19 protein-coding genes are annotated in these 19,310 nt (G+C 66.5%); 14 read left to right on the top strand and 5 right to left on the bottom strand.

The window, feature by feature from the left end; genetic code table 11:
- Nucleotides 1-218 precede the first annotated feature (218 nt).
- Nucleotides 219-1,421, top strand: a complete 1,203-nt coding sequence (locus tag DT057_RS22160) for an ATP-binding protein (RefSeq protein WP_128564278.1) — start codon at nucleotides 219-221, stop codon at nucleotides 1,419-1,421.
- A 176-nt stretch (nucleotides 1,422-1,597) separates the two neighbouring features.
- Here DT057_RS22160 and mddA read toward each other — a convergent pair whose 3' ends face one another.
- Nucleotides 1,598-2,365 (bottom strand): methanethiol S-methyltransferase, encoded by a 768-nt coding sequence (mddA, locus tag DT057_RS22165; RefSeq protein ID WP_128564279.1) that lies wholly within the window; start codon nucleotides 2,363-2,365, stop codon nucleotides 1,598-1,600.
- Between the two features lie 57 nt (nucleotides 2,366-2,422).
- On the opposite strand from mddA, the gene DT057_RS37660 reads away from it, so the two are divergent.
- On the top strand, nucleotides 2,423-3,001 hold the full coding sequence (locus tag DT057_RS37660; RefSeq protein ID WP_455429822.1) for a hypothetical protein: 579 nt from the start codon (nucleotides 2,423-2,425) through the stop codon (nucleotides 2,999-3,001).
- Here the strand turns inward: DT057_RS37660 and DT057_RS22175 are convergent.
- A complete protein-coding gene (locus tag DT057_RS22175; protein WP_128564280.1) occupies nucleotides 2,957-3,529 on the bottom strand; it encodes a YybH family protein in 573 nt (190 codons plus the stop codon). The genes DT057_RS37660 and DT057_RS22175 overlap by 45 nt on opposite strands.
- Before the next feature lie 108 nt (nucleotides 3,530-3,637).
- Here DT057_RS22175 and DT057_RS22180 point away from each other — a divergent pair, with 108 nt between their 5' ends.
- From DT057_RS22180 to DT057_RS22220, 10 genes are all read left to right on the top strand, one after another.
- The gene (locus DT057_RS22180) at nucleotides 3,638-4,597 is read left to right on the top strand and encodes a LysR family transcriptional regulator (RefSeq protein WP_128564281.1); all 960 of its coding nucleotides are present in this window, start codon (nucleotides 3,638-3,640) and stop codon (nucleotides 4,595-4,597) included.
- A 442-nt stretch (nucleotides 4,598-5,039) separates the two neighbouring features.
- On the top strand, nucleotides 5,040-5,192 hold the full coding sequence (locus DT057_RS35570) for a hypothetical protein (RefSeq protein ID WP_162501470.1): 153 nt from the start codon (nucleotides 5,040-5,042) through the stop codon (nucleotides 5,190-5,192).
- Nucleotides 5,193-5,445: 253 nt separating this feature from the next.
- The gene (locus DT057_RS22185) at nucleotides 5,446-6,153 is read left to right on the top strand and encodes an SRPBCC family protein (RefSeq protein ID WP_128564282.1); all 708 of its coding nucleotides are present in this window, start codon (nucleotides 5,446-5,448) and stop codon (nucleotides 6,151-6,153) included.
- 11 nt (nucleotides 6,154-6,164) lie between these two features.
- On the top strand, nucleotides 6,165-7,334 hold the full coding sequence (locus tag DT057_RS22190) for a zinc-dependent alcohol dehydrogenase (RefSeq protein ID WP_128564283.1): 1,170 nt from the start codon (nucleotides 6,165-6,167) through the stop codon (nucleotides 7,332-7,334).
- 44 nt (nucleotides 7,335-7,378) lie between these two features.
- Nucleotides 7,379-8,533, top strand: a complete 1,155-nt coding sequence (locus DT057_RS22195) for an SMP-30/gluconolactonase/LRE family protein (RefSeq protein WP_128564284.1) — start codon at nucleotides 7,379-7,381, stop codon at nucleotides 8,531-8,533.
- Between the two features lie 70 nt (nucleotides 8,534-8,603).
- Nucleotides 8,604-9,758: a glutathione-independent formaldehyde dehydrogenase gene (locus DT057_RS22200; RefSeq protein ID WP_128564285.1), complete on the top strand. Its 1,155-nt coding sequence runs from the start codon at nucleotides 8,604-8,606 to the stop codon at nucleotides 9,756-9,758.
- Between the two features lie 79 nt (nucleotides 9,759-9,837).
- A complete protein-coding gene (locus DT057_RS37545; protein WP_128564286.1) occupies nucleotides 9,838-10,167 on the top strand; it encodes an FmdB family zinc ribbon protein in 330 nt (109 codons plus the stop codon).
- A 63-nt stretch (nucleotides 10,168-10,230) separates the two neighbouring features.
- Nucleotides 10,231-10,806, top strand: coding sequence for a type 1 glutamine amidotransferase domain-containing protein (locus tag DT057_RS22210; protein ID WP_128564287.1), 576 nt, complete (start codon nucleotides 10,231-10,233; stop codon nucleotides 10,804-10,806).
- A gap of 59 nt (nucleotides 10,807-10,865) precedes the next feature.
- Nucleotides 10,866-11,705, top strand: coding sequence for an aldo/keto reductase (locus tag DT057_RS22215; protein WP_128564288.1), 840 nt, complete (start codon nucleotides 10,866-10,868; stop codon nucleotides 11,703-11,705).
- Nucleotides 11,706-11,850: 145 nt separating this feature from the next.
- On the top strand, nucleotides 11,851-12,966 hold the full coding sequence (locus tag DT057_RS22220) for a two pore domain potassium channel family protein (protein WP_128564289.1): 1,116 nt from the start codon (nucleotides 11,851-11,853) through the stop codon (nucleotides 12,964-12,966).
- Between the two features lie 420 nt (nucleotides 12,967-13,386).
- On the opposite strand, the gene DT057_RS22225 is transcribed toward DT057_RS22220, so the two are convergent.
- Together DT057_RS22225 and DT057_RS22230 are read right to left on the bottom strand one after the other, a co-directional pair.
- Nucleotides 13,387-14,271 (bottom strand): IclR family transcriptional regulator, encoded by an 885-nt coding sequence (locus DT057_RS22225; RefSeq protein WP_128564290.1) that lies wholly within the window; start codon nucleotides 14,269-14,271, stop codon nucleotides 13,387-13,389.
- Between the two features lie 112 nt (nucleotides 14,272-14,383).
- On the bottom strand, nucleotides 14,384-15,298 hold the full coding sequence (locus DT057_RS22230; RefSeq protein ID WP_128564291.1) for a dihydrodipicolinate synthase family protein: 915 nt from the start codon (nucleotides 15,296-15,298) through the stop codon (nucleotides 14,384-14,386).
- Nucleotides 15,299-15,535: 237 nt separating this feature from the next.
- Between DT057_RS22230 and DT057_RS22235 the strand changes: the two genes are divergently transcribed.
- A complete protein-coding gene (locus tag DT057_RS22235; protein ID WP_128564292.1) occupies nucleotides 15,536-16,873 on the top strand; it encodes an MFS transporter in 1,338 nt (445 codons plus the stop codon).
- A 102-nt stretch (nucleotides 16,874-16,975) separates the two neighbouring features.
- On the opposite strand, the gene DT057_RS22240 is transcribed toward DT057_RS22235, so the two are convergent.
- On the bottom strand, nucleotides 16,976-18,121 hold the full coding sequence (locus DT057_RS22240; RefSeq protein ID WP_162501471.1) for a helix-turn-helix transcriptional regulator: 1,146 nt from the start codon (nucleotides 18,119-18,121) through the stop codon (nucleotides 16,976-16,978).
- A gap of 850 nt (nucleotides 18,122-18,971) precedes the next feature.
- On the opposite strand from DT057_RS22240, the gene DT057_RS22245 reads away from it, so the two are divergent.
- Complete coding sequence (locus tag DT057_RS22245) at nucleotides 18,972-19,157, top strand: hypothetical protein (RefSeq protein ID WP_128564294.1); 186 nt, start codon at nucleotides 18,972-18,974, stop codon at nucleotides 19,155-19,157.
- Nucleotides 19,158-19,310: the final 153 nt, after the last annotated feature.

Consider the following 19,310-nt stretch of genomic DNA (forward strand, 5'->3'; position numbering starts at 1 on the left):
GGTTACCACCGGTCCGTCATTCGCTCGTTTGGTGGAATGGCGGACAGTGTCCGGTTTCCCTCGAGCGTGGACGGGAATGCGGACAGCTTGATTGTCGGACGCCGTGGCGGACATGGGCGGGCGGCGAACACGGGCAAGGCTGAGGCGCCGCCGCCTTGTTATAGCGATGTTATGTGATTATAGTGGAAATCCGCTATAAACCCATAAGATCGCTTGATATGGATCCTGTCCGCAACCCCTACGCCCCTGGTGCGGGCTCTCCGCCACCGGAGCTCGCCGGCCGCGCCGACGTGCTCGCGACCGGCACGACCGCCTTGCAGCGGGTGGCCCTCGGCCGCGCGACGCAGAGCCTGATCCTGGTCGGCCTGCGCGGCGTCGGTAAGACGGTCTTGCTCAACCGCCTGAACGAGGTTGCCGATGCCCACACGTTCAAGAGCGCCTTCATCGAAGCCCACGAAGGCAGGCGGCTGCCCGAGCTGATCGCGCCGTCCCTTCGCACGATCCTGCTCAGCCTGAGCGCCATCGAGAGCGGCAAGGAGTTGGCCCGGCGCGGCCTGCGCGGGCTCAAGGGCTTCCTCTCCGGGCTCGAGTTCTCAGTAGGCGGCGATGACGGCCTGAGCCTCGGCATCAACGCCGAGGCTGGCCTTGCTGACAGCGGCAACATCGAGGCCGACCTCCCCGAGCTGATCCTGGCGATCGCCGAAGCCGCGAAAGCGGCCGGCAAGCCTGTGGCGATCTTTCTCGACGAGATGCAGTACCTGGAAGAGCGTGAGTTCAGCGCGCTGATCATGGCGGTGCATCGCGTTAACCAGCGTAGCCTACCGTTAATCCTCGTCGGCGCGGGCCTGCCGCAGATCCGGGCACTCGCGGGCAACTCGAAATCTTATGCTGAGCGGCTGTTCCGCTACCCCGAAATCGGGGCGCTCTCGCACGACGATGCGGTGGCGGCCATCGTCCGGCCGGCGGCTGACGAGGGGGTCACGTTCAGCGACGCGGCGGTCGAGCGGGTCATCGCGGATACCGAGAAGTACCCCTACTTCCTGCAGCAGTGGGGCTACGAGGCCTGGAACGCGGCCGAGAGCGACCACATCGATTTCGACGTGATCGAGCGGGCTGGCGTGGCGGCAGTGCGCGAGCTCGACCAGAGCTTCTTCCGCGTTCGGTTCGACCGCTGCACGCCGGCTGAGAAGCGGTACATGCGCGCGCTCGCGGAGATGGGACGTGGCACGCACCGTTCCGGCGATATCGCGGACAAGCTCAAGCTCAAGGTGGCGTCCGTGGCGCCGACACGCAACGCCCTCATCAAGAAGGGCATGATCTACTCGCCCGCGCACGGCGACACCGCGTTCACGGTGCCGTTGTTCGACGCCTACATGCGGCGAGAGATGCCGGTGCTGCCTGGAGCGGCTGCGGCCGACTGATCGCCGCCACGCCGGCGAGCGCGTGCCCTGATTCAGTTTGGATGGTTCACTGATTACCGGTTCATTTTGGTTGGTCCGAACCGGTTTACTGAACCAATCACAGCCTGGTTCAGGAAGCGTATACCCAAAATGAACCACCCGAGTTGCCCGCTGGAGCCACTCGGGTGACGGTTCACCTATCCACGCAGGGTGCGTTCATCCCTGACTGCTGACCGCCCAATCCGCAATCGCGGCATTAGCATGCCGACTTCGGCCCGGTAGCGAGCGTAGCGCTGGCCGAGCAGCGCGAGGAGGTCGCGCTCCTCGAGCCGGATCCCGACCAGGATGTAGAGCGTCGCCACTCCCGCGAAGAGCAGGTGACCAGCACTCATCGTCGCCGCCGCCCAGAACGCGACGATGAAGCCGAGGTAGATCGGGTGCCGGACGTACCGGTACAGGAAGGGCGTGACGAAGCCCGTCTCGGCGACTGCCCGCTGCCTCCAGGCTGCGTAGACCTGGGTCAAGCCGAACAGCTCGAAGTGGCTGATCATGAACGTGCTCGCGAGAACGATCAGCCAGCCGAGCCAGAACAGCCCGGTGACAAGGGTCGCCCCGGCCGGGTCGGTCACGGTCCAGACTGCCTGGGGCAGCGGGCGCCACTGCCAGAACAGCAGGGCGAGTACGAGGCTGGCGAAGAGTACGAAGGTGCTCCGCTCCACGACTGCGGGCACGAAGCGCGTCCACCACCGCTTGAAGGCCGGGCGCGCCATGACGCTGTGCTGGAGCGCGAAGAGCGTGAGGAGCGCGACGTCGACCACCACCGCGACCGCCACGGAGCCGACGGCGCCGTCGTCGATCGCCTTCGGCACGGCGACCTGGCCGAGGAAGCCGACCGCATAGAGGAATGTCGCGAAGAACACGAGGTAGGCGAAGGCCCCATAGAGGAGAGCTGCGAGCCTGAGCATGACTTGCTCCGATCATAGCGAGCAAAATGAGCACTGCACTCTGATGCAATGTTTTGAATGCTGAGCCATAAGAACCCAGTGTTTGAGGCTTATGCTGCAACTCAGACCGTTTTAGGGGTTAAGTCGGAACACGACCTTGCCTCGGTCGTGCGACCGGCTGAGGCCGATGTCGGCCAACGTGCGCGCGTCGAGGTGGGCGAGCTCGCGAAGGCTGCGCCTCCTGCTCCGGATGTCGCGGAGGCGGGCGAGCAGATAGGCGAGGAACACGGCGATTTCCCTTGCTGCAAGGCCGGCGGTGCCGGTGCGCTCACGTTTCTGAAGAAATCAGCGGCCCTTGACTGTGATCTGGAACACATTCAGGAGCCCGGAAACATGCCTGCAGATCTACTCCCCGAGGCTGATCAGGAAACTGCCAAGTATCTCCCGGATATCGCCTCACCCATGAAATGGCTCGACGCTGAGGTTGTCGCCTCAGCAGGCTCCCCATCTGATCCGGCCAGTCGGTCAAAAATCGCCGGCGAGTTCAAGCGTAGCGGTGACCTACCCGAGCACCAGTCGGCTATCTGTGCATCGTGGGTTGATCGACGCTTCCTAGTCGTTTGCATTCTTCGAGCGCATCCCCTCACCCCTGGCTAACGCAGCTGCCTGCTCGAGACTGACACGCGCAACTAGCGGGTCGGCGTGCCTGTGCGCCAGCCGCCAGTGCGACCCGTCGCGGCGGTACACCAGGGTGACGCGCAGCGGCCAATCCTGCGCAGGCAGCCCGCCGACCTCGACCCGCTGACGCTCGATCAGCGCCAGCACCACCAGATCCGCCGAGCCGTACGTTTGCACCACTTCCTGCTCGAACGCGCCGTTCCGGAAGAACCGTTTCATCGCCTCGAGCCGCTCGGGCGTGAGGTCCCAGCCGCGCGTGGGCTTGCCGCCGAAGGGAGACATCAGCGTGAAGTCGTCCGTGTAGGTGATCAAGCTGCGGTATCGCCCGACGTCCCCGCGCATGAGCGCGGCGTGGGCCTGCTCAGATCGCCCGACGAGCTCTGCGACCACGTCCTCGGCGGCGCGGTCCGCGCCCGCGACGCTGACGTGGCTGGTTACGGCCGAGGTTCCTAGGGTGGCGAGGCCGAGGCTAGCGGCGATGGCGGCCGCGCGTCGTGCGATGGTCATCGCGATGAACCCTCACTGGTGGTCGGGGATGCGAGGCCGCCGCGAGCAGCCCGCCCGACCACGATCGCGATTGGGCTTTCCTGAAGCCAGTGGTATGATTTCAGCGATATGCTGAAGCAGGTTGACCTCTCACGCGTCGACCTCAACCTCCTCGTCCTGTTCGAGGCCGTGCTGGCCGAGCGCCACGTCGGCCGCGCGGCCGACCGGTTGAGCCTGTCGCCTTCGGCAGTCAGTCACGGCCTCGGGCGCCTGCGGCGGCTGCTCAACGACCCACTCTTCCTGCGGACGCCAAGGGGCGTGGTGCCGACGGCGCGGGCGGAGGATCTGTCTGCCGCCGTGGCCGACGCACTGGCGCGGGTGAGGAGCGTCGTCGCGTCCGCCGAACCGTTCGATCCGGCAACGTCGCGGCGCAGGTTCACGATCGGCGCTCCCGACGGGGTCTCCGCCGTGATCCTGCCGCCGCTTCTGCAGAGGCTGCGGCAAGCCGCGCCCAGCATCGACCTCGGGATCTGTCAGCTGCTGCCCACCCGAGGTGAGACGTCGGTCGAACGCGCTTGGCTGTCCTCCTTGCTGGATCTAGAGGCGTGCAAACTCGATGCTGCGGTCATCCCGTCGGACGACGTTCCGGCGCGCTTTGCCAAACAGGTCCTCTACGAGGAGGACTTCGTCATCGCGGCACGGGCCGGCCACTCTTTCGCGGCCGATCCGAACTTGGACCGCTACTGCGCGATGCAGCATTTGCTCGTATCGGTCACGGGCGACGGGCACGGCTTCGTCGATCGGGTTCTCGGCGAGCAGGGACGCACCCGCAGGATCGCGCTGACGGTTCCGAACTTCCTGTTTGCGCTTGCAGTGGTGGCCGAGACGGACCTGCTCTGCGCGCTGCCCAGGTGCTTCGCCGCGACGTACGCGGGGCGCTTTGGGGTCGTGGCCATCGAGGCGCCAGCGCCACTCGGGCGTTTCCGGCTGAATGCTGTCACCACCAAGGCTGCGTTGATGGATGAAGGCTTAGCTTGGATGCTTAGTCTGCTTAGCGAGACGCGGCCGGCATCGATCCAATCTGCCTGAGGATTGCCGACGATTGTGTCAAGAAAAGGCATGCAGCATTTTCCGAGCAGATGTTTTTCTGACATGTTTTTATGACGAAAAACATCTCTGCACCTTCTAGCGTCAAGCACGTCAACTGAGTCGGGTCTCAGGGGTGTAAGGAAAACGGTCGTTTTGTTGACATCCAAGCTGGAGCAGCGGAATGACCGCTCGGGGTGGATTGTTGCCGGTCCGATTTTGAGCGGCGAGATCAAAGAAGCGGACGTTGAGTGCAAAACTACGATCGACGGCTTTGCGCCCATCCCCGCCGCTTAAGTCGCGGGCTGCTGCGCCCCAAACCGGACATTCGTTCAGGAAACGTACGGCTCCTTCGGCCCGGTCCCACACAGTGGTGCGAGAGCGCGATCGCTCAACCGAGGTCACGTCAGCCCGGATTGCTCAACTCTCCACCCGTGACCGCGAGGTGCTCGAGGGCTTGCTTGGCGGCGGCACCAAGAAGGGTATCACCACGCCGGTCGAGTTTAATCGTGCGCGCCTGCTGGAGCGGCTCGGCACCAAGACGCTGTCCGAGCTTGTAGCGATGGTTGCCGCCGCCGGATTGAAGCCATCAGGTTGACATGCCCGCCTGATCGCCCCGCGAGGCGTAAGAGATCGAGCGAATGACGTCGGCGGTGCACTGAAGCTTGCCGGCTCGCGCAAACAACGGGAACATCCTTAGAAACACCCCCTTATCTGACCGAGGTGCTCAGCCGACGTTTTCAACCGCGAGATGGTCGGGCTGCTCGGAGCCGGTCGTCCCGCATCCCAACGCGCCGCCTGACCATCACGCGAGTCCGCACATCGCAGCAATCTGCCCAAGGGGGTGACCCATGGCTGATCGATACGGCAACGGCGAAACGCGCGACCAAATGGAGCATTATCGCGTTTCGGCTGGCTCGCGGGAGCACGCCGGGCTCGGCTTCGGTGGCGTCGGATGGGCGCTGGCCGGTGCAGCGGGAGTGGCTGCTCTTGCCATCCTCGGCACCCAGCGGCTCGGTCAGCCGAGTCGAGGGCGCGCGCGAGAGACCGAGGCTGCAAACGGCTGGAGCGCGGAGCCCGAGGTCGAATATTCCATCACGATCGAGCGCCCCGCCGACGAACTCTATCGGGCTTGGCGAGAGCCGGCGACGCTCCCGCGGATCATGGCGTTCTTGGCTGATATTCGCCCGACCGGAGACGGACGGAGCGAGTGGCGCGCCGACGGCCCGCTCGGCCAAAGCCGTGCCTGGGTCATGCAGATCACCGAAGAGCGGCCTGGCGAGCTGATCCGTGCAAGCGCGGGCGGCGGCGGCGCCCTTGTGACCGAAAACGAGATCCGCTTCCGCGCGGCGCCGGGCGGTCGCGGCACGATTGCCACGTTGCGCGTCCGCTTCGATCCGCCCGGGGGCATGCTCGGCGACGTGGCCGCCCGCTTCTTCAATGGCGTCGTGCCAAAGGAACTCGCGTCGAAAGCGCTGCACTACTTCAAGAGCCTTGTCCTGACAGGCGAGATTCCCACCACCGATCGTCAGCCGGCGGCCCGGCGTGATTCCCGCTGAGGAGCTTTGTCATGCGCGCGCTCTACTGGAATGGTGTCAACGACCTGCGCGTCGGAACCGTCAAGGACCCCGAGATCGTCAACCCGCGCGACGCCATCTTGAAGGTCAGGTTGTCGACCACCTGCGGCTCGGACCTGCATTTCATCGACGGCTACATCCCGACCATGAAAGCCGGCGACGTGATCGGCCACGAGTTCATGGGCGAGGTCATCGAGGTCGGGCCAGAGGTGAAACAGGTGAAGAAAGGCGACCGGGTCGTTGTTCCTTCGTTCATTGCCTGCGGTCAATGCTGGTATTGCCAGCAGAAACTCTTCTCTCTCTGCGACTGCACTCACCCGAAACCGGAACTCCAGGAGCCGCTGCTCGGATATCCGACAGCCGGCATCTACGGTTATACGCATGCCTTCGGGGGTTATGCGGGATCCCACGCTGAGTATATCCGCGTGCCTCATGCCGACGTGGACTGCTTCAAGGTACCCGAGGGCGTCGCGGACGAGACGGCGCTGTTCCTCTCCGATGCCGCACCGACGGGCTACATGGGCGCCGATTTCTGCGGCATCCAGCCGGGCGACACGGTCGCGGTGTGGGGGTGCGGCGGCGTGGGCCTGATGGCGCAGCAGAGCGCGCGGCTGATGGGCGCCGAGCGGGTAATCGCGATCGACCGCTTCCCCGAGCGGCTACGGATGGCGCGCGAGCACGCCGGCTCCGAGACAATCGACTACACGCAAGTGCACAGCGTCCTGGAAGCGTTGAAGGAGATGACGGGCGGGCGCGGGCCAGATGCCTGCATCGATGCCGTCGGGATGGAGGCGCACGGCACCGGATCCCAATACGCCTACGACCGCGTGAAGCAGGCGTTGCGCCTGGAGACCGATCGCGCCCAGGCGCTCCGCGAAGCCGTCATGGCTTGCCGCAAGGGCGGCACGCTGTCGGTGCTCGGCGTCTACGGACTGATCGACAAGTTCCCGATGGGCGTCATCATGAACAAGGGCATGACGGTGCGGAGCGCCCAGCAGCACGGGCAAGCCTACATGGACCGGCTGCTCGCGCATGCCCAGAAGGGCGAACTCAACCCGGCCTACCTCGCCACCCACCGCTTCTCGCTCGAGGACGGACCGCACGGCTACGACATGTTCAAGCACAAGACGGACGGCTGCGTGCGCGCGGTGTTCGCACCGTAGGAGCCGCCGCCCGTCGCAAGCCTGCCCGTGCCGATGGGGTGATCATGACCAACTTCGCAGCCGCTGCATCCACTGCCCTCGCGTTGGCGCTCCTCTCCAGCGGCCCATCCCTCGCGCAGCAGCCGGCTACTCCGGCGCCGGCCGGCGCGGCGCGGCTGCAGCTCGTGGTGGGCTTCGAGCACCAAGTCACCGGGGTGACGGTCGCGGCGGACGGGCGCATCTTCGTGAATTTCCCGCGTTGGAGCGAGGATGCGCCCGTCTCCGTCGCTGAAGTCACGGGGAATGGTCAAGTCAAGCCCTACCCGAACGAGGAATGGAACGCTTGGCGAAACGCCAAGAAGGACCAGATCTCCCCGCATGACCACTTCGTTTGCGTGCAGAGCGTCGTAGCCGACGGGCGCGAAAGCCTCTGGGTGGTCGATGCCGCGGCTCCGGCGTCCGCGCAGGTCGTCCCGGGTGGACCGAAGCTTGTCCGGATTGACCTGAGGGCGAACAAGGTCGCGCAAACCATCCCCTTCGTCGAAGCGGTGGCGCCGCAGGGCAGCTACCTCAACGACGTGCGCTTCAGCCCAGATGGGCGCCGTGCGTACCTGACGGATTCGGGCGCGAAGGGCGCGCTCATCGTCGTCGATCTCCAGAGTGGTGAAGCGCGACGCGTCCTTGACGGACATCCAAGCACGCAGCCGGAAAAGGGTGTTGTAGTGAGGACGGATGGACAAGCGTTGCGCCGGCCCGACGGCCGTGGCGTCGAGTTCGCGGCCGATAGCATCGCGCTCTCCCCCGATGGTCGTCACCTCTACTGGAAGGCGCTGACCGGCAGGACGCTGTATCGCATCGCGACCGAGCCGCTCGACAATCCGCGCCTGTCCGCGAGGGAGTTAGAATCCCGCATCGAGCGGGTCGGCGAGAGCGAGCCCACGGACGGCCTGTGGATCGATAAGCGCGGGCGGCTCTACCTCAGCGCCATCGAGGACAACGCCGTGAAGGTCCGCGACAGCGGTCGCGATACGACCCTCGTCCAGGACGACCGGTTGCGCTGGCCCGACACTTTCGCCGAGGGACCCGACGGCACGATCTACGTCACGAGCTCGCGCATCCAGGACATGAGCTGGTTCAAGCCCGAGAACGGCCCGCGCCTCACAACGCAGCTGTGGCGCATCGAGGGGGACGGGGACGCGGCGGCCGTAAGACGGAGGTAGAGCCAGTCCACTTCGGCCGCCTGCAACGCCGATTGAAACCGGTTCAGGCGAGCAACCCAAGGAGGGTGTCATGAGAGCAGTCGTCTACAACGGACCTCGCGACGTGGCGGTGCAGGACGTGCAGGACGCCAAGCTCGAGAAGCCGACCGACGTGCTGGTGCGGATCACGAGCACCAACATCTGCGGCTCCGACCTGCACATGTACGAGGGCCGGACCGACTTCCCGCAGGGCGGCGTGTTCGGGCACGAGAACCTCGGCCAGGTAGCCGAAGTGGGCGATGCCGTTGATCGCGTTAGAGTCGGGGATTGGGTTGCGATTCCCTTCAACATCGGCTGCGGGTTCTGCAGGAACTGCGAGCGCGGCTTGAGCGCGTTCTGCTTGACCACGGCGGATCGGAGCGTCGTGCCGAACATGGCCGGCGCCGCGTATGGCTTCGCCGACATGGGCCCCTACCGGGGCGGGCAGGCCGATCTGCTGCGCGTCCCCTACGGCGACTACAACTGCCTGAAGCTGCCGCCGGATGCGGAGGAGCGGCAGAACGACTACGTGATGTTGGCCGACATCTTCCCGACCGGCTGGCACGCCACCGAGCTTGCCGGACTGCGTCCGGGCGAGTCGATCGTCATCTACGGGGCCGGGCCGGTCGGCCTCATGGCGGCCCACGCGGCGATGATCAAGGGTGCCTGCATGGTCATGGTCGTCGATCGCCATCCCGACCGCCTACGCCTTGCGGGCTCGATCGGCGCCCTGCCCATCGACGACTCGAAGGGCTCTCCGGTGGATCAGGTGATGGAGCTCACGAATGGCATCGGCGCCGACCGCGGCTGCGAGTGCGTCGGCTACCAGGCGCACGAGCCCGACGGCCAAGAGCACCCCAACATGACCATGAACAACTTGGTGAGGTCGGTGAAATTCACCGGCGGCATCGGTGTGGTCGGCGTCTACGTGCCGCAAGATCCGGCGCCCCAGGACCCGCTCTACAAGCAGGGCGAGATCGTTTTCGACTACGGCCTCTTCTGGTTCAAGGGCCAGCACATCGGCACCGGCCAGTGCAACGTGAAAGCGTATAACCGGCAGCTGCGCGACCTCATCTCGACCGGCCGCGCGAAGCCGTCCTTCATCGTCTCACATGAGTTGCCGCTGGGACAGGCGCCGAACGCCTACCAGCACTTCGACGCGCGCGACGATGGCTGGACCAAAGTGGTCCTCAAGCCAGCCGCGTGACCGACCGGTCCAGGCGGGCGGCCGTTCCCTCGGCCGCTCCGCCGCCGTCTCTCCATCGCCCTCGCGCATCGAGGATGCCATGCCGTTCTACGACTACGCGTGCGAAGCGTGCGGGCCGTTTACAGTGATGCGGCCGATGGCGCAGTTCCGTGATCCATGCGCCTGCCCGGATTGCGGGACCGGGGCGTGGCGAACGTTTCTTAGAGCGCCGGCCATTACCGGCATGGACCCGACCCAGCGCAGCGCCCTCGCCTCGAACGAGCGTGATGCGAGCCAACGTGCCACGACGGCGCCCCATCCCACCGGCTGCGGCTGTTGCGTGCGCCGGTGGCCGATCCCGAGCGCACTGTCCTCGAACGGCGGCCGCGTTTTTTCCTCGAGCGGGCCGTTGCGTCGGAGCGGGCAGTGAGCGCCGTCCCACGAGAGCCATTTCCATCGAAGAACCCAATCCTTGTCGAACGGAGGCACGAACATGGCTTCTGAAACCTTCAACGGCCTGAAGGTCGCGATCCTGGTGACGGACGGCTTCGAGCAGGTCGAGATGACCGAGCCGCGCAAGGCGCTCGACGCGGCAGGCGCCGAGACCCAGCTCGTGTCGCCCAAGGACGGCCAGGTGAAGGCCTGGAAGTTCACGGAGTGGGGCGACACGTTCCCTGTGAACATGCCACTCGACAGCGCCCGGCCCGAGGACTTCGACGCGATCCTGCTGCCGGGCGGCGTCATCAACCCCGACAAGCTCCGGACGCTGCCCGAAGCGGTCGGTTTCGTGAAAGCCTTCTTCGACGCGGGCAAGCCTGTAGCTTCGATCTGTCATGGCCCCTGGACCATCATCGAGGCGGGTGCCGCACGCGGACGGCGCCTGACCTCGTGGCCCTCGCTCCAAACCGATTTGAGGAACGCAGGAGCGGACTGGGTGGATCAGCCGGTCGTTGTGGACGGGAACTTGGTCACAAGCCGCAAGCCCGACGACATCCCGGCCTTCAACCCGGAGGTGATCAGGCTGTTCGCCAGCGCACGCGGGCAATCGCGGCAGACAGCGGCCGAGTGAGACCGGCCGACCCAGCCGGCGCTGCGGAGCACGCGCCTTTTTCGTGGGGAGGGGAGAACATGGAGCGGCGCCCGTTCGGTCCCGTGCCGCGCGAGGTTGCGGTGATCGGCCAGGGAACTTGGTACATCGACGACGCGCACCGGCCCACCGCGGTCGCCGCCCTGCGCCGCGGCCTTGATCTCGGCATGACCCACTTCGACACCGCCGAGATGTACGGCGACGCCGAGACCGTGGTCGGCGAGGCGATCACCGGACGGCGCGACGAGGTTTTCCTCGTCTCCAAGGTCCTCCCCAGCAACGCCTCTCGTGAAGAGACGGTGGCGGCCTGCGAGCGTTCGCTCACGCGACTGCACACTGACAGGCTGGACTGCTACCTGCTCCACTGGCCCGGTCCGCACCCGCTCGAGGACACCTTCGCCGGCTTCGAGCGGCTTCGCGAACAGGGCAAGATCCTGTCTTGGGGAGTGAGCAACTTCGACGTGCCCAACCTCGATGCCGCGTGGAAAGCTGGGGGCGGGGGCCGGATCGCCTGCAACCAAGTTCTCTACCACCTCCAGGAGCGCGCGATCGAGCACGCCGTGCTCCCCTGGTGCGAGGCCCACGGGATCGCCGTGGTCGCCTACAGTCCCTTCGGCCACGGCAGCTTCCCCGGCTCGAGCACGCTTGGCGGCCGCGTGCTGGAGGAAATCGCAGAGAGCCGCGGGGCAACCGCGCGCCAAGTGGCGCTCCGCTTCCTGGTGCGGCGGTCGTCCTCCTTCACGATCCCCAAGGCGTCCAGCCCCGAGCACGCCGCCGACAACGCGGGCGCCGGCGCGCTGTCGCTGACGGAAGCTGAGCTCGCTCAGCTCGACGCGGCGTTCCCGCTCGGCCCGCGACCGCGTCGGCTTCCCATGCTGTAGGCCCGTGATGCCCGCACGGCCGGTGCTGGCGCTCACGCGTGTCTCGTCCTAGTCGTCGGGCTAGACGCTTTGGTTCAAAGGTATGGAGTCCGTACGGAGTTCTCGCTCTTCAGGATCCCGGTGCAGCTACAAGGAGCGCATCGCGATGCGTGCTTTAGAGCAGGTTTTCGGCGCCGCTCTGATGCTGGCCGTCCTTCTGGACGTGTTCCTGACGGTGCTCTACGCCCGTGTCGGAACAGGCATCCTCAGCCATAAGCTCGCGCGGCTGACGTGGGGACTGTTTCGACTGCTCCCGGCTGGACCCTACCGGTCGATGGGATTGTCCTTCTGTGGGCCAGCCATCCTTGTGCTGCTAGTCTTGACTTGGTCGGTGCTCCTCGCGTTCGGCGCTGGATTGATCATCCATCCCGAACTGAGCACCGGCGTTCGGGCAAGCAGCGGTGAGACGCCGACGGACCTTGTTACGGCGGTCTACGTCGGCGGCAGCAGTCTCTCCATTGTCGGCGCAAGCGACTTCGCACCACATTCGGCGGCCATGAAGGTGATGTTTCTGTTCAACTCTGTGGTTGGCACGTCCGTGATTTCCCTCACTCTGACCTACCTGATGCAAATCTATGCTGCCTTGCGGGAACGGAATGCACTCGGGCTCAAGATGCACGCGATGTCCGCCGAGACGGGCGACGCCGCCGAGCTTGTGGCAGGTCTCTTCCCCGACAGCGAACTCAGCGGGGGATATGACAATCTGTCTGAGTTGGCCGGCGAGATGGTCGAGATCAAAGAGGGCCACCACTTCTATCCGATCCTTTTCTACTTCCGTTTCCGGGAGCCTTACTACTCCGTCTCCCGGACCACGCTTCTCGCCCTCGACACGGTATCCCTCATCAAAAGCGCTCTGGCCGACGACAAGGCGGGCTGGGTGAAGAAGTCTGCCGCGGTGCAGCAGCTTTGGAGCGTGTCGCTCATGCTCGTTTCGACGCTGGACGAAACCTTTCTTGACCAGGCGCCGGAAGCGGGGAGCGAGCCTATCGACGGCCAAGCTGAGCCGTGGCGGGCACGGTATTTTGCTGCCTTGCAGCGCTTGCGCCAAGCCGGGCTGCCGCTCGCGGCCGATGAGGAGACGGGAGCCGAGCTCTACGTGAAGCTTCGCCGCCGATGGGACCCGCTGATCGCGGCGCTTGCACCCGCCATGGCCTATTCGATGGATGAGATTGATCCGGCAAGATCACGGCCAGAAGAGGCCGAGCGCCGACCGCCGTTCTAAGAACGGCTGCGCTCGGCCTAGGCGCGCATCTGAGCAGCCGAAACCGTTGCCAGTGAACTGAGGTGCCTAAGACGCAGCGAACGTTTGCTTCCGGCACATTCCGGACGGCACGGAAGAATCTGAATCCAAACCAATCGAAGGCGGTTTTTTTGTTATCTCCGCTCCAAAGCCGCTATCCCGTTTCCGGCCAGCGTCAGTCGTAGAGAGGTGCCCGTGCAATAACCGCTTCCCGGCATGGCGTCAGGGAGCCGAGACGACTTGATCGGGTCGGAAGCAGCCCCTCGTGGCATGTCTGTCGTGCCTGGTTCCATACGCCGAGCTTATGCGAACTGGTTAGTCAATACCGCATCCCTGGACGGATAAAGTGTGAACCCGGCGGCGAGCTGGTTTCAACCCCGCTTAGATGGACTCCTCGTCTGATCAGACAGGATGCTCCCCTACCATCGTTGTTGGCATCTTCCGCCGACGTTCGCTGCGTCCGACCGCGCCACGTTCGGTTGCCGGACTACCAGGCTGGTCGGGGCGAACCGGCTGGTAGCCCAGGCGCAGCGACAGCAGTTCGGCGTGGTTCATCACCATCCGGGCGAGGTCCGGAACCCGCTCGGGCGAGACGCGGCGGCTCGAGCCGCTCGCGCTGATCGCCGCGAACACCCGCCCCGTCGCGTTGCGGATCGGCGCGCCCACGCAGCGCAGCTCCGTCTCGTGCTCGCACTCGTCGACCGCGTAGCCGCGCTCCCGGATCCTGGCGAGCTCGGCCCGGAGCTGCTCCGGATCGACGATCGTGTTCGGCGTAAAGCGCGGCAGCCCGGCCCGGATGATCCGGTCGATCACGGCCTCGCCCTGGAAAGCCAGCGCCGCCTTGCCGACACTCGTCGAGTGGCACGGCGAGGCCTCCATCGTGATCACGGTGTTGTGGGGGCGCGCCGCAACCTGATCACGCCGGTTGACGAACACCATCTGGGCGCCGTCGAACACGCACAGGTGCACGTCCTCGCCGCTCAGCTTGGCGAGCGTGTCGACGAAGGGCGGCGCCTCCCGGTAGAGCGGCAGGTTCGTCAGCGCGTTGCTGCCGAGCTCGAACAGCTTCAGCCCGAGCCGGTAGCGGTCCCGGCTCGCCTCCTGCTCCAGGAAGCCGACGCTGCGCAGGCTGTCGACGATCCGGTGCACGGTGGTGCGCGGCAACCCGGTGCGCTGCGCCATCTCGACGACGCTCAGCTCGCGGTCGGTCGTGGAGAACGCCTCCAGGACCTCGAGCATCTTGAAGAGCGACTTCACGCTCTGTCGACCAGCGTCGACGTCCGCCATGGGGATCCTTCCGGGTGCGGCCGCGCCGCCGAGAAGCAGGACGCGGACCAAGCCCGAACTAGTGGGTATCGGGCGCGGCGGCAACGTTGCCGCCGCGCTCCGCCTCGCGCGCTTACTCGGCCGCGGCCAGCAGCCCGCCGCGCTCGACCTCGAGGAGATGCTTGAGAGCGGGCGCGATCGCCTCCTTCTGGCGGGCGGTGGCGACCGGCATCGGTTGGCGCGGCACGCCGGCCTCGCAGCCTTGCAGCGCGAGCGCGTGCTTCACGCAGGCCGGCAGGTTGTCGCCGACGATCGTGTTCCAGAAGCGCAGCAGGCGCTTGTGGATCTCGAGTGCCGCGGCGTGGTCGCCGCGTTGGACCGCGTCCCACAGCGCCACGCAGGCGCCGGGCGCGGCGGCCGGGTTGGCGGCGATCGTGCCGTGGGCGCCGAGCGCGAACGAGGGGTAGAGCAGCGCGTCGACCGCGGTCAGCACGACCTTGCCGGCCGGCACGTCGAGCAGCAGGTCGGCCATCAGCTTCAGGTCGCCGGCGCTCTGCTTGACGCCCACCACGCCCGGCAACTCGCGCATGATGCGCAGCAGCAGCGCCGGGCTCAAGTAGTTCCACGGCACGACGTTGTAGATGATGACCGGCTGCTTGACCGACTCGCTCAGCGTCTTGAAGTGCCCGTAGGTGGCATCCTCGTCCGGCTTGAAGACGTAGTGCACCGGCGTGATCTGCAGCGCGGCGACGTCGACCGCCTCGATGGCGCGGGCGCGGGCGATCGCCTCGCGGGTCGAGTTGGCGATGATGCCGGCGATGAGCGGCACCTTGCCGCCCAGCTCCTCCGCGCAGACCTCGATCAGCCGCCGGAACTCGTCGGTGGTGAGCGTGTGACCCTCGCCGGTGCTGCCCCCGACGCAGACGCCGTGCACGCCCTTGTCGAGGAAGAACTTCACTTGGCGCCGGAAGGCCTTCTCGTCGATCTCGCCGTCCTGGTCGAACGGGGTGGTGAGGGGCGGGATGATCCCGGCGATCTTCGTTGGCATGGTTTCCTCCGGAAATGTCCGAAATGCGGACATACTTGTAGGTGGCGGTCGCGCGTGGCGTCAAGCCGGAACCCGCCTGGGGTCGTGTTTCTACGGAAGCTGATCGGGCCGCACCCAGTGACGAATGAGCTGCCGCGAAAATCGGGTTGACACGGCTCCCGGGTCCCTGCTCTTGTTTGTCCGCTATACGGACATAAAGCTCCGCGTGTGAGCTGTCAGAGCGAGGGAGGAAGCGTCATGAGCAGGACGTATGAGGCCGTCGGGCCCGGGACATTGGCGAGCCGCGCCGGCGCGGCGACCGAGCCGCAGGAGTCGAACGACATCCGCACGGTCGCGGTGGCGAGCGCCATCGGCAACATGATCGAGTATTACGACTTCACCCTCTACGCGACCGCGACCGCACTCGTCTTCAATAAGATCTTCTTCCCCAGCAGCGACCCCCTGGTCGGCTCGCTGCTCGCCTTCGCCACCTTCTTCGTGGGCTACTGCGCTCGCCCGCTCGGCGGCGTGCTCTTCGGCCACTTCGGCGACCGCGTCGGCCGCAAGACCGCCCTCCTGCTCACCATGGTGATCATGGGCCTCGGGACCTTCCTGATCGGCCTCATGCCGACCTACGGCCAAGTCGGCGTGCTCGCCCCGATCTGCCTGATCGTGCTACGGCTGCTTCAGGGCATCGGGATCGGCGGCGAGTACGGCGGCGGCATGGTGATGACCGTCGAGCACGCCCCCGCCAACCGGCGCGGCTTCTACAGCTCCCTCGTGCACGTCGGCGTGCCGGCCGGCTTCCTGATCCCGATCGCGCTCCTCGGCCTGCTATCCACCACCATGAGCGAGGCCGACTTCCTGGCCTGGGGCTGGCGGATCCCGTTCCTGTTCTCGATCGTGCTCGTCGGGATCGGCCTCTTCATCCGCTTCAAGGTCTCGGAGACGCCGGCCTTCCGGCGCGTGCTGGCTGAGGAGGGCCGCGCCGGCGTGCCGGTGATCGAGGCGGTCCGCCACCACTCGGGCAACATCCTGTTCGGCATCGGCGCCAAGGTCGCCGAGAGCGGGTTGTTCAACATCTACGCGGTCTTCGTGATCACCTACTGCGTGACCAAGCTCGGGCTGCCCCGCCAGACGATCCTGAACGGCGTCCTCGTGGGCTGCGCGCTCGAGTGCCTGACGCTGCCGCTGTTCGGGGCCCTGTCGGACCGGGTCGGGCGCCGGGCCGTCTATGTCGGCGGCATGCTGTTCCAGGCCGTCCTAGCGCTCGTGTTCTTCCGGATGCTGGATACCGGGCAGACCTCGCTGGTCTGGCTCGCGATCGCCCTCGGCCTGGCGATCGGCCACGGCTCGGTCTACGGCGCGCAGGGCGCGTACTTCTCCGAGCTGTTCCCGGCGCGCATCCGCTACAGCGGCCTCTCGCTGGTGCAGCAGCTCGGCCCGATCCTGGGCGGCGGGCTCTCGCCCCTGGTCGCGACGGCGCTGCTGGCCGAGTACGGCTCGGCCTCCTGGGTGGCGGGCTACATGGTCGCCATGGCGCTCCTCTCGGCGGCGTGCACCTTCGGATTGCGGCCGCTGCGCGCCGGGACCTGAGCGACCTCGCCGGAGGCGCCACCTCCGGCCTCCCCAACCCGCGCGAGACGCCGGCGCGAGGGCCGACCATAGGCGAGCAGCAAGTTATCTGAAGCCCAAGCGTTATATAACAGCAAGTGGGCTCGCCATCTCGCCAACCAAGCGGACCAAATCAGCCTGGCGCTTCGCGCCCGTCTTCTCAAAGATGCTCTTGAGATGACTTTTCACGGTCGCCTCAGACACACCGAAGCTCTCGGCCACCTGGGGCACTCCGCCAACCTCCACGATCCCGCGTACTACCCGCTCTTCGGCGGGGGTTAGGCCGTAGAGCTGGACCAGGGCGGCGAGCGCCGCGGTCTGCGCTATCGCGGCTTGGCGCACGAACACCGCCGCCGTCGCGTCGTAGCGCGCCCGCGCCCGACGCCGCGCACCGGTCCCGAGCGGCAGCACGTGGGCCACGTAGTGGGCCGCGTCCCCCGCCACGACGGGGATCGCCGTCCCCTGGCTGCCGACCGCGAGGTCGCCGCTCTCCGCCGCCCGCAGCACCGTGCGCAAGGCTGCGTCGGCACGCGGGTCCGTGAGCGCCAGGCGCTCGCCGAGCCGCGTCGCGGCGCTGCCCCGCCCCAGCATGGCGAAGCCGGCGCGGTTCGCGTGGATGAGCCGGGCCCGCGCCCCGACCAGGAAGAAGCCGGCCTCTAGACCGTCGAGCGCGTCGGCGAGCGCGGCCGCCTCGACCTTGTGCAGGTCGAGCACCCGCCCGATCAGGATCGAGCGCCGCAGGTGCGGGTAGAGCAGCATCGCCCGGTGCCGGACCGTCTCGTCGACGAGGCCCTGGTCCGCGTGGCGGGCCACGCCAAACAAGGCGAACCCGGTGATCGGCCGGTCGAGGGTGACCTGGAGCCCGTCGACGAGGCCGATCGAGCGGGCCCACTCGCTGTAGAGCGGCGTCTGCTTCCAGCGCTCGTAGAGGACGGCCTCCTCGGACATGCAGACGGTTTCGCCGGCGCCGAGCGCCTGCGCCATCGGTATGTACTCGTTGTAGCGGATGTAGTGGTCGATGTATTCGCGGATCTTTCCCGGCTCGATGCCCCAACTCAGTTCCATGTTAAGCGTGCTGCTAATGATATCGTGCGATGCCAAGGTCGTATAGAGACCATTGAGGTAGAGGCAGGATTGTTCGAGCACGACGGGCCAGTGCTGCGGGTCGAGGGCGGCATCGTAGATGTGCCCGACAAGATCAGAGAACTTGTCCAGTTCGGCAACTGTCATGTAAACTCCAGGCTTCTGCACGCCGCTGCAGTTCTCCGCGAGCATGCAGCTGCCGGTGACAACAGGATGCACAAGGCCGATCCAACAGTCACCGCGGCATCCGCACGCGATCTCCCCCGATCGGAGGGGGACGTGCCCCGCATCGCTGATTAGCCTCGTCGGTCAGGTTGATCCGCAACCTGTCTCCCTGGTCGGCTCGTGCGTGAATGGAGTTGGGGGAGCACCACATGCTGGAAGCTGCCGCGGGCCTCCTCCCGTGCCTCGGGCTGTGCGAGGTCCTGAGCCGGCACGGCCTGTTGCTCGGGCCGGAGGCGTGTGAGCCCTGGCCTCCCCCGACCTGCTGCGCCGCGAGCTCCTGCCCATCGTCGCGGCCCTCGTCGGCGCCACGCTCGCGACCCTTGTCATCGCGCAGGAGCTCACGAACTAGCGCCGTAGACAGCACGACGAAGTGGCGGTCGCACACGAGGTCCGGGCCTGATTTCCGGGTCTCCCGCGAGCTGCGGGAGCAAAGCGACGAGGTGGCAGGCTCGTTCGCGAGCCTCGGATCGAGCCTGTGCGGTGTGCTCACCACCGCGCTGGTGCTGGCGCTCGCGAGCTGGCCGTGAGGACCGACCCGAGGCGCCGCGATGGCGCAGGTCAGAGCCTTGCCTTTGTTCCGAGACCCTTCGCGGCCGGGCTCGTCTTGCTAATCGCGGCGGTGTGTCCGGCCTCGGCGCCAGGGCTCGGCCTGGGCGGGGCCGCGCTTGCACGGCCGGGATCGCCGGGCGTCGTGTTGCGGCACGCGGCCTGCGTGGGCGGCTTCCGGGCACTGCTCACCAAGTTACCACACCCGCTGCCGTCCGGAGCCGAGGTGCTGGCTGATCTGCGGGTGACACAGAACGCGCTCCTAGACGCCTGTGAGGCGGATGAGATGAGCGAGGCGATCGAGGCCGAGCGCGATGCGCGCTGGCTGGATGCGTGTCGGTTTTGGCGGCCGGAGGGGGTCACGTGCGAGCGCCTCCACCGTGAGCTGTCGCTCTACCGCGCCGCAGACTGAGGACCGGAGTTCTGGGGCGCTCGCGTCAACGAGGCGGCATGCGCTGGGCAAGCAGCACACGGAGCAGCAGCTGGGCTGACGCGACCAAAGCACCCGATGCCGCCACGCTCGCGCATCCTGTCAGCATGACTGCTCCTCGCCTCGGCTCAGGAG

It is taken from the genome of Methylobacterium crusticola (genome assembly GCF_003574465.1).
Classification (GTDB): Bacteria; Pseudomonadota; Alphaproteobacteria; order Rhizobiales; family Beijerinckiaceae; genus Methylobacterium; species Methylobacterium crusticola.